Source organism: Micrococcus sp. iso_239, assembly GCF_056173395.1.
In genome coordinates this window covers 427,160-440,988 of record NZ_CM149672.1, presented here as the reverse complement: position 1 = coordinate 440,988, position 13,829 = coordinate 427,160, and the positions used below count along the sequence as shown (strand labels likewise).

The 13,829-nt window shown below is 73.7% G+C and carries 10 protein-coding genes; 5 read left to right on the top strand and 5 right to left on the bottom strand.

Translation table 11 applies throughout. From position 1 onward, the window contains the following. Nucleotides 1–135 precede the first annotated feature (135 nt). The 3 genes from AC0VX2_RS02005 to purH all read right to left on the bottom strand — a co-directional run bounded on the left by AC0VX2_RS02005 (nt 136) and on the right by purH (nt 5,764). Nucleotides 136–2,358, bottom strand: a complete 2,223-nt coding sequence (locus AC0VX2_RS02005; protein WP_412943356.1) for an NADP-dependent isocitrate dehydrogenase — start codon at nt 2,356–2,358, stop codon at nt 136–138. A gap of 291 nt (nt 2,359–2,649) precedes the next feature. Continuing rightward, nucleotides 2,650–4,002, bottom strand: a complete 1,353-nt coding sequence (gene mgtE, locus AC0VX2_RS02000) for a magnesium transporter (protein WP_061866951.1) — start codon at nt 4,000–4,002, stop codon at nt 2,650–2,652. 67 nt (nt 4,003–4,069) lie between these two features. Then, a complete protein-coding gene (gene purH, locus AC0VX2_RS01995) occupies nt 4,070–5,764 on the bottom strand; it encodes a bifunctional phosphoribosylaminoimidazolecarboxamide formyltransferase/IMP cyclohydrolase (protein ID WP_475432610.1) in 1,695 nt (564 codons plus the stop codon). Nucleotides 5,765–5,883: 119 nt separating this feature from the next. On the opposite strand from purH, the gene AC0VX2_RS01990 reads away from it, so the two are divergent. Continuing rightward, nucleotides 5,884–7,305, top strand: a complete 1,422-nt coding sequence (locus AC0VX2_RS01990) for an MFS transporter (RefSeq protein ID WP_020621610.1) — start codon at nt 5,884–5,886, stop codon at nt 7,303–7,305. Here the strand turns inward: AC0VX2_RS01990 and purN are convergent. Further along, nucleotides 7,292–7,855, bottom strand: coding sequence for a phosphoribosylglycinamide formyltransferase (purN, locus tag AC0VX2_RS01985; RefSeq protein WP_020621609.1), 564 nt, complete (start codon nt 7,853–7,855; stop codon nt 7,292–7,294). The two genes, AC0VX2_RS01990 and purN, sit on opposite strands and share 14 nt — an antisense overlap. 22 nt (nt 7,856–7,877) lie before the next feature. Between purN and AC0VX2_RS01980 the strand changes: the two genes are divergently transcribed. Next, nucleotides 7,878–8,315, top strand: a complete 438-nt coding sequence (locus AC0VX2_RS01980; RefSeq protein ID WP_020621608.1) for a hypothetical protein — start codon at nt 7,878–7,880, stop codon at nt 8,313–8,315. 10 nt (nt 8,316–8,325) lie between these two features. Here AC0VX2_RS01980 and AC0VX2_RS01975 read toward each other — a convergent pair whose 3' ends face one another. Beyond that, complete coding sequence (locus AC0VX2_RS01975; protein ID WP_240739752.1) at nt 8,326–9,690, bottom strand: cell division protein PerM; 1,365 nt, start codon at nt 9,688–9,690, stop codon at nt 8,326–8,328. A gap of 160 nt (nt 9,691–9,850) precedes the next feature. On the opposite strand from AC0VX2_RS01975, the gene AC0VX2_RS01970 reads away from it, so the two are divergent. The 3 genes from AC0VX2_RS01970 to gdhA all read left to right on the top strand — a co-directional run bounded on the left by AC0VX2_RS01970 (nt 9,851) and on the right by gdhA (nt 13,697). After that, nucleotides 9,851–11,068 (top strand): glycosyltransferase family 4 protein, encoded by a 1,218-nt coding sequence (locus AC0VX2_RS01970; RefSeq protein WP_061866968.1) that lies wholly within the window; start codon nt 9,851–9,853, stop codon nt 11,066–11,068. Between the two features lie 74 nt (nt 11,069–11,142). After that, nucleotides 11,143–12,201, top strand: coding sequence for an aldo/keto reductase (locus tag AC0VX2_RS01965; protein ID WP_144862142.1), 1,059 nt, complete (start codon nt 11,143–11,145; stop codon nt 12,199–12,201). Nucleotides 12,202–12,356: 155 nt separating this feature from the next. Next, nucleotides 12,357–13,697 carry an NADP-specific glutamate dehydrogenase gene (gene gdhA, locus AC0VX2_RS01960; RefSeq protein WP_036382024.1) on the top strand — a complete coding sequence of 447 codons (1,341 nt, stop codon included), beginning with the start codon at nt 12,357–12,359 and terminating at the stop codon, nt 13,695–13,697. The last annotated feature ends 132 nt before the right edge of the window (nt 13,698–13,829 follow it).

Genomic DNA, 13,829 nt, shown 5'->3' with positions numbered 1-13,829 from the left:
CCCACGGCAACGTCGGTTGAGTTGTCACGGGTCCCGGGCACGCACACCCGTGACAACTCAACCCGCGTTGCGGACACGAGAAGGGGCCGGGCCGCGCGCTCCACGCACGCGGCCCGGCCCCCGACGCTCAGTCGCTCAGACGGAGAGCTTGTCCACGATCGCGTTGAGCGTCGCGGACGGACGCATCACCGAGGTGACCTTCTCCATCTCCGGCGCGTAGTAGCCGCCCAGGTCCACCGGGGAGCCCTGCACGCCGTTGAGCTCGGCCAGGATGGTCTCCTCCTGGGCCTCCAGCTCCTCGGCGATCGGCTTCGCCGCGGCCGCCAGCTCGGCGTCCTCGGTCTGCTTCGCCAGCTCGCGGGCCCAGTACAGCGCCAGGTAGAAGTGGCTGCCGCGGTTGTCCAGCTCGCCGACCTTGCGCTTCGGGGACTTGCCCTCGATCAGCAGGGTGCCGGTGGCGGCGTCCAGGGTGTCCGCGAGCACCTGCGCGCGGTGGTTCTCGTTCGCGACCGCCTCGTGTTCGAAGGACACGGCCAGCGCGAGGAACTCACCGAGGGAGTCCCAGCGCAGGTGGTTCTCCTCCAGCAGCTGCTGCACGTGCTTCGGGGCGGAGCCGCCCGCGCCGGTCTCGAACAGGCCGCCGCCGTTGAGCAGCGGGACGATCGAGAGCATCTTCGCGGACGTGCCCAGCTCGAGGATCGGGAACAGATCCGTGTTGTAGTCACGCAGCACGTTGCCGGTCACGGAGATGGTGTCCTCGCCGCGGCGGATGCGCTCCACCGAGAGCTTGGTGGCCTCCACCGGGGAGAGGATGCGCAGATCCAGGCCCTCGGTGTCGTGCTCCTTGAGGTACTCCTCGACCTTCTTGATGAGCTCGCGGTCGTGGGCGCGGGTCTCGTCCAGCCAGAACACGGCCGGGGTCTGGGACGCGCGGGCGCGGGTCACGGCCAGCTTCACCCAGTCGCGCACCGGGACGTCCTTGGTCTGGCAGGCGCGCCAGATGTCGCCGGCCTCGACCTCGTGGGAGAGCAGGGTCTCCCCGGCGGAGTTCTTCACGGCCACGGTGCCCGCGGCGTCCATGATGAACGTCTTGTCGTGCGAGCCGTACTCCTCGGCCTTCTGCGCCATGAGGCCCACGTTCGGGACGGTGCCCATGGTGGTGGGGTCGTAGGCGCCGTTGGCCTTGCAGTCGTCGATCACGGCCTGGTAGACGCCGGCGTAGGAGGAGTCCGGGATGACGGCCAGGGTGTCCTGGGTCTGGTCGTCCTTGTTCCACATGCGGCCGGAGGTGCGGATCATGGCGGGCATGGAGGCGTCCACGATCACGTCGGAGGGCACGTGGAGGTTGGTGATGCCCTTGGCGGAGTTCACCATGGCCACGTCCGGGCCGTTCTCGTAGGCGGCGGCGATGGCGGCGCGCACACCCTCGGCGGTCTCGGCGTCGAGCTTGTCCAAGCCGCCCTCGATCGCGGCGAGGCCGTTGTTCGCGGACAGGCCGGCGGCGGCCAGCTGCTCGCCGTACTTCTCGAACAGCTCGGAGAAGTAGGCCTTCACGACGTGGCCGAAGATCACCGGGTCGGAGACCTTCATCATGGTGGCCTTCAGGTGCGCGGAGAAGAGGATGCCCTCCTCCTTGGCGCGCTTGACCTGCTCGGCGAGGAACGCGTCCAGGGCCTTGGCGGACATGAACGTGCCGTCCACGACCTCGCCCTTGAGGACCTTCAGGCCCTCCTTGAGCACGGTGGTCTTCCCGTCCTCACCGGTGAACTCGATCGTCAGCACGTCGGCGGCCGGCAGGGTCACGGACTGCTCGTTGGCGCGGAAGTCGTCCGCGCCCATGGTGGCGACGGCGGTCTTGGAGTCCGGGGTCCACTCGCCCATCGAGTGGGGAAAGCGCTTGGCGTACGCCTTCACGGCCTTCGGGGCGCGGCGGTCCGAGTTGCCCTCGCGCAGCACCGGGTTCACGGCGGAGCCCTTGACCGAGTCGTAGCGCGCCTTCGCGTCCTTCTCCTCGTCGGTCTTCGGCTCGTCCGGGTACTCCGGCAGCGCGTAGCCGTCCGCCTGCAGCTCCTTGATCGCGGCGCGCAGCTGCGGCACGGAGGCGGAGATGTTCGGCAGCTTGATGACGTTCGCCTCGGGGGACTTCACGAACTCGCCGAGCTCGGCGAGGGCGTCCGCGGTGCGCTGGTCCTCGGGCAGGACGTCCTTGAACGCGGCGAGGATGCGGCCGGCCAGCGAGATGTCACGGGTCTCCAGCTCCACGCCGGCGGTGCCCGCGTAGGCACGCACGATCGGCAGCAGCGACGCGGTGGCCAGCATGGGGGCCTCGTCCGTGAGCGTGTAGATGATCTTCGACATGCGGATGATCTCTCCTTCTGGCCGCACTCGAGACGCGGCCCTCGTCGGCAGGGAACGGGTGACTCCCCGCCAATCTACCCGGCGCCTCGGACGCGCCACACCGTGTGTGGCTCGGCGTCAGCGTCCCCGGCCGTCGCCGGTGCCCTCGCCGGGCCGGGCGGGGTCGCCCGGGTACCAGGGGGGCGTCGGGTCGGCGGGGGCGCCCCCCGACGACGGCGGCACGGCCGGTCCGGCGGGCCCGCCCCGGAACGCCTCGCCGAGGCGGGCAGGGCGGCGTGGACCGTGGCCGGCTCAGATGCCGAGCACGGCCTGGGCGATGAAGAAGTAGACGACCAGGCCGAGGGCGTCCACGAGCGTCGAGATGAACGGGTTCGAGAACACGGCGGGGTCGGCGCCGATCGTGCGGGCCGCCAACGGCATGAGACCGCCGACGGTGGCGGCGAAGGCACACACGGTGAACAGCGTCGCCCCGATCACGAGACCGACGGGCCACGAGAACACGAACCCGGCGAGCACGAGGCCCAGCAGGCCGATGCACCCGCCCAGGGCCATGCCGACGCGCAGCTCGCGGAACATCACGCGCGGCGCGTCGCGGGGCCGGACGTCGTCGAGGGCGAGCGCCCGGGTGACCGTGGTGGCCGCCTGGTTGCCCGTGTTGCCGCCGGTGCCGATGATCAGCGGGATGAACAGGGAGAGGACGACCATCTCCTCGAGCGTGTCCTCGAAGACGCCGAGCACCTGCACGGTGAGGGTGGCGCCGATCGCGAGCACGAGCAGCCACGTGATGCGCGAGCGCATCAGCGCCAGGACGGAGGTCGCCAGGTAGGGACGACCCAGCGGCTCCACGCCGCCGGCGCGGGCGGAGTCCTCGGTCGACCCCTCGTCGAGGACCTCGAGGGCGTCGGCCACCGTGAACACCCCGATCAGGCGACCCTCCGAGTCCGTCACCGGCACGGTCCACAGACGGCGGTCCGCGCAGAGCCGGGCCACCTCCTCGGCGTCCTCGGTGGCGACGGCGGACACCGGTTCCCGCATGATCTCCGAGACTCGCGCATCGAGCGGCTGTGTGACCAGCACGGAGACGTCGACGACGCCCGTCAGACGCGCCTGGGGACTGACCACCGGCACGGAGACGATGGCGGCCTGCTCCTGCCCCCCGTGCTCCCGGAGGTTCTCGAGCGCGGTGGACACGGTCCAGTCCTCGCGCAGGCGCACGGGCGCCATGCGCAGCCGCCGTCCCACCGAGTCCGCCGGGTAGCCCAGGAGCCGGCCGGCCTTGCCGCTCGCCTCCGCGTCGAGCCCGGCGAGCATCTTGCGGGCCACGGTGGCCGGCATCTCGTCGAGCAGCCGGGCCTGGCCCGAGACCCGCAGCTCGGCGAAGAGGTCCTGGACCTGACCGTCCTGGAGCTTGCGCACCAGGTCGGACTGCTGGCCCGTCTCCATCGCCGCGAAGACGTGGACCGCCGTCGTCTTGTCCAGGAGGCGGAACAGCATCGGGGCCATGCGCGGCTCGGAGCGGTCCAGGAGGTCGAGCGCGTCGCCCGGGGACAGCGCGCGCAGCAGCTCGACCGCGCTGTCGAGGTCGTCCCTGCGCAGGTGCTCACGGATGCGGTCCTCGACGCTCTCGACCTCGCGGCGGGTCATCGCCTCGTCACCTCCTGGGGGTCGCGGGGCCCGGTCCGGGCCCCCGTCCGGCAGCGGCGCGCCGCGCTCAGCCGTGGAAGAAGTGGCGCGCCCCGGTCAGGTACAGGCTTACGCCGGCGGCCTCGGCCGCGGCCACGACCTCCTCGTCCCGGACGGAGCCGCCCGGCTGGACGACGGCCTTCACGCCGGCGTCGATGAGGATCTGCAGCCCGTCCGCGAACGGGAAGAACGCGTCCGAGGCGGCCACGGACCCGCGGGCCCGCTCGGGGGCGCCCTCCCCGGAGACGTTCTCCGCGCCGCCGGCGCTGCTCACGTCCTGCCCGCCGGTCTGCGCGGCGCCCAGGGTGTTGGCGCGCTCGACGGCCAGGCGGCAGGAGTCGAGGCGGTTGACCTGGCCCATGCCCACGCCGACCGTGGCGCCGTCGTGGGCCAGCAGCACGGCGTTGGACTTGGCCGCGCGCACGGCGCGCCACGCGAAGGCCAGGTCGGCCAGGACGGCCTCGTTGGCGGCCGGGCCGGCGGCGAGGGTCCAGGTGGCCGGGTCGTCGCCGTCCGCGTCCACCGCGTCCGCGATCTGCAGCAGCATGCCGCCCGAGACCTGCTTGGCCTCCACCGCATCCCGCAGGAAGCCCTCGGGCAGGCTCAGCAGACGCAGGTTCTTCTTGGCGGAGAGGATCTCCAGGGCCTCGGGCTCGAACGCCGGGGCCACGACGACCTCCGTGAACACGTCCTTCACCTGGGCGGCCATGGCGGCGGTGACCGGGCGGTTGGCCGCGATCACGCCGCCGAACGCGGAGACCGGGTCGCACGCGTGGGCCTTGGCGTGCGCCTGCGCGATGTCCGTGCCCTCATCCGTGACGGCCAGGCCGCACGGGTTGGCGTGCTTGACGATCGCCACGGCCGGGACCGGGTGGTCGAAGGCGGCGCGCACCGCGGCGTCGGCGTCCACGTAGTTGTTGTAGCTCATCGGCTTGCCGTGCAGCAGCTCGGCCTGCGCGATGCCGGGGGCCGCCGAGGAGTCCAGGTACAGCGCCGCGGGCTGGTGCGGGTTCTCGCCGTAGCGCAGGATCTGCGCGCGCTCGAGGGAGAAGCCGGCGTAGGGCGGGAACACGGGGATCTCGTCCGCGTCCGTGTCCTCGCCGAAGTGGGCGGCGGTCCAGGCGGCCACGGCGTTGTCGTACCCGGCGGTGTGGGCGAAGGCCAGGGCGGCCAGGCGCCGGCGGGCGCGCAGGTCGAAGCCGCCGGACTGCGCGGCCTGGACCACCTCGCCGTAGCGGGCCGGGTCCACCACGATCGCCACGGACGCGTGGTTCTTCGCGGCCGCGCGCACCATGGACGGCCCGCCGATGTCGATCTGCTCGACGACGGCGTCCTCCGCGGCGCCCGAGTTCACGGTGTCCACGAACGGGTAGAGGTTCACGACGACGAGGTCGAACGGCTCCACCTCGAGCTCGCGCAGCTGGGTCACGTGGTCCTCGCGACGACGGTCGGCCAGGATGCCCGCGTGCACGCGCGGGTGCAGCGTCTTCACGCGGCCGTCCAGGCACTCCTGGAACCCGGTGACCTCGGCGACCTCGGTGACGGGCACACCGGCGGCGGCGATGCGCTGGGCGGTGGAGCCGGTCGAGACGATCTGCACGCCCGCGGCGTGGAGCCCTGTGGCGAGCTCCTCGAGGCCGGTCTTGTCGTACACGGAGATCAGGGCCCGCTTCAGGGGCACCGTGTCCAGGACGGTGGTGGTGGTGGGCTGGGCAGAGGTCACGAGGGGGCGCTCCTTCGAGGGGGTCCGGGTGCGTCCCCCAGCATAGGCCGGGCCGCATAATGGCCCAGGCGTCCGCGTGACGGACCGCCCCCACTCCACCCGACGAACGGGAGCCGACCATGTCCTCCGCCACCCCGCCCCGCCCCAGCGCCGACGGCGCGCACCCCGGGCCCGCGCCCGACGTCGTCGCCCCCGACGCCGCCCTGCCCACCGGTGAGGCGGTCGTCCAGGAGCTGCCGTGGCGCTGGTCCGTCCAGGGCCGCATCTTCCTGATCGGCGGCCTGGGCTTCATGTTCGACGCGTGGGACGTCACGCTCAACGGCGTGATGATCCCGCTGCTGCGCGAGGAGTGGGCCCTGGACAAGGCCGACGCCGCGTGGATCGGCACCGCCAACCTCATCGGCATGGCCGTGGGCGCGTTCCTGTGGGGCACCATCGCGGACCGCATCGGCCGCAAGGCGGCGTTCGCGTGGACGCTCGCGATCTTCTCCGTGTTCACGATCGCGGGCGCGCTGACGGACTCCCTGCTGTGGTTCGCGCTGTTCCGGTTCGTGGCCGGCATGGGCCTGGGCGGCACGATCCCCGTGGACTACGCGCTCGTGGGCGAGTTCACCCCGCGCCGGCTGCGCGGCCGCGTCCTGGCCGCGATGGACGGCTGGTGGCCCGTCGGCGCCGCGCTGTGCGGCCTCGTCTCCGCCTGGCTCGTGGGCACGTGGGGCGACTGGCGCCTGCCCCTGCTGGCCATGGTCCTGCCGGCCCTGCTCGTGTTCGTCGTGCGCCTAGGCATCCCCGAGTCCCCGCTGTTCCTGATGAGCCGGGGCCGCGAGGCACAGGCCCGCGCCGTCATCGACCGCATGGTGGCGGCCACCGGCGCACCCCGCCGGCCCTACACGATGCCCCCGGCCGAGCCGGCCCGCTCCGGCGGCGTCGGCGCACAGCTCGCCGCGGTCTGGCGGTTCTCCCCGCGCATCACCGCGGTCGCCTGGGCCCTGTTCGTGGCCATCATGCTCGTCTACTACATCGCGCTGCAGTGGCTGCCGACGTTCCTCATCGACGCCGGCTACGCGGAGGGCCGCGCCTTCATCATGACCTCCGGCATGGCCGCGGCCGGCCTGCTCGGCGTGGTCGTGGCCACCGTGCTGATCGAGGTCACCGGCCGCCGCTGGCTGCTGGCCGTCAGCGCCGTCGTCGCGAGCGCCCTGACCGTCTGGCTGGCGAGCGTGCTGGACGTGCCCGCCGCGGTGCTGCCGCTCGTGCTGACGTTCGGCTTCGTGGTGCAGGTCGCGATCCCGGTGCTCTACACGTACGTCTCCGAGCTGTACCCGACGACGCTGCGCGCCTCCGGCTTCGGCTGGGCGTCGGCGGCCTCGCGGGTGGGCGCGGGCCTGGGCCCGCTGCTCTTCGTGGGCACGCTGGTCCCCGCCCTCGGGCTGCCGGCGGCGTTCGCCGTCACCGGCGGGCTCGTGGTCCTGGCCTGCGCGGCGATGCTGGCGCTGGCCCCGGAGACCCGCGGCCGCACCCTCGAGGTCAGCGCCGACTGAGCTCGCCGAGCACGCGCAGCAGCAGGGCCCGCTCCTGGACCTTGATGCGCTCGTGCAGCTCGGCCTCGGTGTCCGTGTCCAGCACGGGCACCGCGGCCTGCGCGAGGATCGGGCCGGTGTCCACGCCCGCGTCCACCACGTGCACGGTGCAGCCGGTGACCTTCACCCCGTGCGCCAGCGCGTCCCGGACGCCGTGGGCCCCCGGGAAGGAGGGCAGCAGGGCCGGGTGGGTGTTGAGGATGCGGCCCTCGAACCGCTCGAGCAGCGGGGCGCCCAGGATCCGCATGAACCCGGAGCACACCACCCAGTCCGGCGCGTAGGCGACGACGGCGTCCGCGAGCGCCTCGTCCCACGCGCGCCGGTCCGCGTGGTCCTTCGGGGACACCACGAACGTCTCGATCCCGTGGGCGCGGGCACGCTCCAGGCCGCCGGCGTCGGCGACGTCGGCGCCCACCGCGGCGATCTCCACGTCCAGGGCGCCGGAGGCCACGGCGTCGAGGACGGCCTGCAGGTTGGTGCCGGAACCGGAGACGAGGGCAACGATGCGCATGCGCCCATCGTAGGGTGAGGGGGTGTCCGCCCCCGTTCCCTCCTCCCCGCCCCGCCCGCCGCAGGGCGCCCCGGACCCCGGCCGCGTCCGCACCGGCCGTGCCCTGCTGTGGCAGTCCGTGGCGCTGCTGGGGATGGTGCTCTCCTTCTCCCTCGTGCTGCCGTGGAAGCTGATCGCCCTCGCGCTGGGGCTGGTCGCCCTCGTGCTCGGCGTGCGCGTGTGGGTCACGAGCCGCGGCGCCGACCGCTCGGGACTGCCCCGCGCGGTGGCGTCCGCCGGCATGGCGATGGCGCTGGTGGGCATGACGACGGCGGCGCTGCCGCTACTCGCGTGGGACGCGACGGTCCAGCTCGAGCAGTGCGGCGCCTCCGCGCTCACCGTGCGGGCGCAGCAGGCGTGCGCGGACGAGTTCACCCGTCAGGTGGAGGAGCGCACGGGGGTGCCCCAGCTGCGGCCCTGAGCCGCGGGCGTCAGTCCCGCGCCCGGCGCGGGGACGGCCGGTCGCGCAGGCCCGAGGCGCGGTCGCCGGACCGCGGCACCGTCGTCGTCCCGTCCCGGTGCCCGGCCACGGCCAGGGCGGTGAGGTAGCCGGCCGCGCAGCCCAGCGCGACCCACCCGGCGACGGCGGCGGACACCGCCCAGACGTGGGAGCCGAGGTCCGTCAGCGCGCCGAGCCCGAGCGTCCCGGAGGTGAGGGCCAGCGGCACGAGCAGCAGCAGCCCCGTGAGCAGTCCGGTGAGCACGGCCAGGGCCAGCGTGGACAGTGTCAAGGACACCGCGCGGCTGCCGTGACGGGTGTGCAGCCAGTCGTCGAGGTGGTTCTCCCCCTCCCGCAGCAGCCACACGCCGGCCACGGCGCCGGCGCCGATCGGCACGGCCAGCAGGAGCAGCTGCCACGGCGACCACGTCCCGGGCAGCGCACCCAGCACCGGGAGGGCAGGCGCGGTGGCCGGCGTGGCGCCGAACACGGAGTAGAGGCTGTCCGCGCCCACGGAGAACCCCGGGCCCGCCGTCCACGCGATCGACCACGCGGTGAACGTGGGCAGCCAGCCGATCTGCAGCAGCGCCACCAGCAGGCCGCCCAGCGGGCCGCCCCCGATCGCCTGGGCCACGGTGACGACGGCGGCCCACTCGACGGCCAGCCGCCCCGCCACGAGCAGCGCGTTCAGGCCCGTCAGGGCGAGCACGGCGACGGCCGCGGCGCGCACCACGGACCACGCGTACGAGCCGGCCCAGCGTTCGTACTGCGAGCGCCGCGAGATCCGCTCCGTGAGGTCCAGGCCGATCAGGTGCGCCCAGGTGCCGGCCTCGCGCCGCGCCCCCGCGAGGGCGGCGACGCCGAAGAGCAGGGCGGGCAGCAGCGCCGCCGGGGCGGGGTGGGCCGTCAGCTCGTCCGTGCCGGGCAGGAACGCCACGGCCAGCCCCACCAGGGCGTAGGCCCCCACCGCGCCCACGAAGGCCTGCCACGCCTGGTCCCGGTAGGACGCGCGGGCCAGGCGCCGGCCGGCCCGCCAGGACAGCGCGAGCGGGACCAGGGTCAGGCCCCACGGCACGAGCCACGCCGTGCCGGTGATGAGGTGATCCGGCGCGGTGGGCATGGCCGTGGCCACGGTGACGGGCACCGCGTGCAGGGCCAGCCACAGGACGCCGCCCACCTGGACGGCGCCCTCGATGGTCGGCCGCTCGAACCCGCCCGTGGCCCACACCGCGAGGGTGGGGACCATGACCGCCAGCAGGCTGATCATCGCCGTGACGAGCGCCTCGACCACCCCCTGCAGCCACAGCGGCAGGGGGACGGGGCGCAACAGACGGGGCGCAGCGGGGCGGGAACTCACCCGTCCATGGTGCCACCCGACTCCAGGCGGCGCCTGGACGGGGGCGGGCCGCGCGGGCCGGTGCGACGACCGTCACGCGCCCCGAGAGTTCACCGCGGGGTCACCGGGCCGTCGTCGGCGGGTGTCCCGGCCGTGGTCCGGGGTCCTTAGCGTCGGCCACGTGCGTGTCGTCGTGGTCGCCGAATCGTTCCTGCCCCATATGAACGGGGTCACCAACTCCATCCTCCAGGTGCTGCGGCACCTGCGGGAACGGGGCGACGAGGCGATGGTGGTCGCCCCGGCCGCCTCGTGGTCCGCCGGGTGGACCCAACGCGCGGGCGCCGGTGAGGCCCCCCGCGAGGTCGAGGGCTTCCCCGTGCGCACCCTGCCCTCCGTGCCCCTGACCGGGTACACCTCCGTGCGGGTGGCCGCCGGCACGGTGGGCCGGCTGCGCGGCATGCTCGCCGACTTCGCCCCGGACGTGGTGCACATCGCCTCCCCCTTCGTGCTGGGCTGGCGCGCGGTGCAGGCGGCCGAGGAGCTCGGCATCCCCTCCGTGGCCGTCTACCAGACCGAGGTCCCCGGCTACGCGGCCCGGTACGGCGCCCCGTGGCTGGAGGACGTCCTGTGGAGCCACGTGGCGCGCCTGCACAACATGGCCACGCTGACGCTCGCGCCGTCGTCGTTCACCGTCCGGCAGCTGCACCGCCAGGGGGTGCGACGCGTGCACCTGTGGGGCCGCGGCGTCGACTCCCGCCGATTCCATCCCGCCAAGCGGGACGAGGCGCTGCGCGCCGAGCTCGCCCCGAACGGCGAGAAGCTCGTGGGCTTCGTGGGGCGGCTGGCGCACGAGAAGCAGGTCGGGGACCTGCGGGTGCTCTCGGACCTGCCGGGCACCCGCCTCGTGGTCATCGGCTCCGGGCCGCTGCGCGAACAGCTCGAGCGGGAGCTGCCCGGCGCGCACTTCGCCGGCTTCCAGGGGGGCGAGGACCTCGCGCGCCACGTGGCCAGCCTGGACCTGTTCGTGCACCCCGGCGAGTCCGACACCTTCGGCCAGACGCTGCAGGAGGCGATGGCCTCGGGCGTGCCCGTCGTCGCCGTCGGCCGCGGCGGCCCCCTCGACATCGTGGACGCCTCCCGCACCGGCTGGCTCTACCCGCCCGGCGAGCTGGACGAGCTGCGCCGCCACGTCGCGGACCTCGTGTACGACGACGTCAAGCGGGCCGCGTTCGCCGACGCGGCGTGGGCGTCGGTGCAGGGCCGGACCTGGCCGGTGCTGTGCGAGCAGCTCGTGGGCTACTACGAGAAGGCGATCGCGGTGCAGGAGCGCCGCCGCGTGGAGCTGGCCCGCCGGCTGCTGACGGCGCCGTCGCTGCTGGCCGCGCGCGTGTTCGGCTGAACCCCGGGACGGACACCGGGCGGGCGCCGGGCGGCCCGGGTCTCGCGTCCGGAGTCGTGGCTAGGGTGGCGGGCATGGACGCCACCCCGCACCCCCGCCCCTCCGAGCCCGGCCCCCTGCCCGATCCCGCCGCGCCCCGCCGCCTCGCCGGCAAGGACGTGCACCCCGTCGGCCTCGGATGCATGAACATCGTGCACGGCTACTCCGGATTCCTCGACGACGACGCCGCCGTCGACCTGCTCACCCGCGTGCTGGACGACGGCACCGACCACCTGGACACCGCCACCCTCTACGGCGGCGGCCGCAGCGAGGAGCTCGTGGGGCGCACGCTCGCCCGGGCGGGGTCGGACGTCCGCGAGCGCGTGCTGCTCGCCTCCAAGGGCGGGCTCGTGCGGGACGGGCAGCGGCGGATCGACGGCCGCCCGGAGACACTGCGCGCGCACGTGGACGCCTCACTGCGCCGGCTCGGCCAGGACCGGATCGACCTGTACTACCTGCACCGGCTGGACCCGGAGGTCCCCGTCGAGGAGTCCGTGGGGGCGCTCGCAGAGGCCGTCACGGAGGGCAAGATCGGGGCGATCGGCCTGTCCGAGGTCTCGGCCGTCACCCTGACCCGGGCCGTGGCCGTCCACCCGATCGCGGCCGTGCAGTCCGAGTACTCCCTCGCCACCCGCAACCCCGAAGGGGGCGTGCTCGAGGCGTGCCGCCGCCACGGGACCGCCTTCGTGGCCTTCTCCCCCGTCAGCCGCGGCCTCCTCACGGACGCGCCGCCGCGGCTGGACCGGCTGGACGCGGGAGATCTGCGGCACCGGCTGCCCCGCTTCGCCGAGGGCCACTACGAGGCCAACCTGTCGCTGCGCGAGGCGCTCTCGGCCGAGGCCGTCCGGCTCGGGACGAGCACGGCGGGGCTCGCCGTCGCCTGGGTCCTGGCCCAGGGCGAGGACGTCCTGGCGATCCCGGGCACCACCTCGTGGGAGCACTGGCTCGAGAACCGGGGCGCGCACGCGGTGCGGCTGACCCCGGCCGACGTCGCCCGGCTGGACGACCTCGTCAATGACGCGACCGTGGCGGGCCCGCGCTACAGCGAGAGCCAGCAGGCCAGCATCGACACCGAGGCGGCGCCGCCGCGCTGAGCCGAACGCGGGGCCCGGGGTGGCCCGCGTCTCATTTCGGTAACAGAGCGCGCTCCCTGTCAGGATGGGCGTCAGGCACCGCGGCCTCCTCCGACCGCGGCGCGCCACGGGGGGCACCGCGGGGCGTCTCTACCCCGACGTCCGAGGAGGACACCATGAATGAGTCTCTGGAGACCCTGCGCGACGAAGTGTTCGCGCGCAACCCCGGCGAGGCCGAGTTCCACCAGGCGGTGTCCGAGGTGTTCGAGGCGCTGGGACCGGTGATGCAGCGCCACCCCCAGTACGTCGAGGCCGGGGTCATGCACCGCCTCTGCGAGCCGGAGCGCCAGATCATCTTCCGCGTCCCGTGGATCGACGACGCCGGCGTCGTGCAGGTCAACCGCGGGTTCCGCGTGGAGTTCAACTCGGCGCTCGGCCCGTACAAGGGCGGGCTGCGTTTCCACCCCTCCGTGTACCTCGGGATCGTCAAGTTCCTGGGCTTCGAGCAGATCTTCAAGAACTCGCTCACCGGCATGCCGATCGGCGGCGGCAAGGGCGGCTCGGACTTCGACCCCGCCGGCAAGTCCGACCGCGAGATCATGCGGTTCTGCCAGTCCTTCATGACGGAGCTGCATCGCCACATCGGTGAGCACACGGACGTGCCGGCCGGTGACATCGGCGTGGGCGCCCGCGAGATCGGCTACATGTTCGGCCAGTACAAGCGACTGACCAACCGCTTCGAGGCCGGCGCCCTCACCGGCAAGGGCCTGACGTGGGGCGGCTCGCTGGTCCGCACTGAGGCCACCGGCTACGGCGCCGTGATGTTCGTCGACTCCATGCTGCGCACGCGCGGCGAATCCATGGACGGTCAGCAGGTGCTGATCTCCGGCTCCGGCAACGTGGCCATCTACGCCGCGGAGAAGGCCGCCGCGCTCGGGGCCACCGTGCTCACCGCGTCCGACTCCTCGGGCTACATCGTGGACCCGGACGGCCTCGACCTGGACCTGCTCAAGCAGATCAAGGAGGTCGAGCGTGCCCGCATCTCCGAGTACGCCGAGCGCCGCGGCGGGCGGTCCCGCTACGTGACCGGCGGCAGCGTCTGGGACGTCGAGGGCACCGTGGCCCTGCCGTGTGCCACCCAGAACGAGCTCGACGAGTCCGCCGCGCGGACCCTGCTGAAGAACGGGGTGAAGGCCGTGGCCGAGGGCGCGAACATGCCCTGCACCGAGGCGGCCGCCCACCTGTTCGTCGACTCCGGGACGCTGTTCGGCCCGGGCAAGGCCGCCAACGCGGGCGGCGTGGCGACGTCGGCGCTGGAGATGCAGCAGAACGCCTCGCGGGACTCGTGGAGCTTCGACTACACCCACGACCGGCTCGAGCAGATCATGCGCGACATCCACGACCGCTGCGTGGAGACCGCCGAGGAGTACGGCACGCCCGGCAACTACGTGGCGGGGGCGAACATCGCCGGGTTCATCAAGGTCGCCGACGCGATGATCGCCCAGGGCGTGGTCTGAGGCCCGGCCCTGTCCCTTCCGTGATCCTCCGCCGCCCTGCGACATCACCGCCGTTCTGACGCGCGGTGATGTCGCAGGGCGGCGGTCGCTCAAGGGCGCCCGGCTCCTGCACAGGCCCCCCGACGTCGGGTG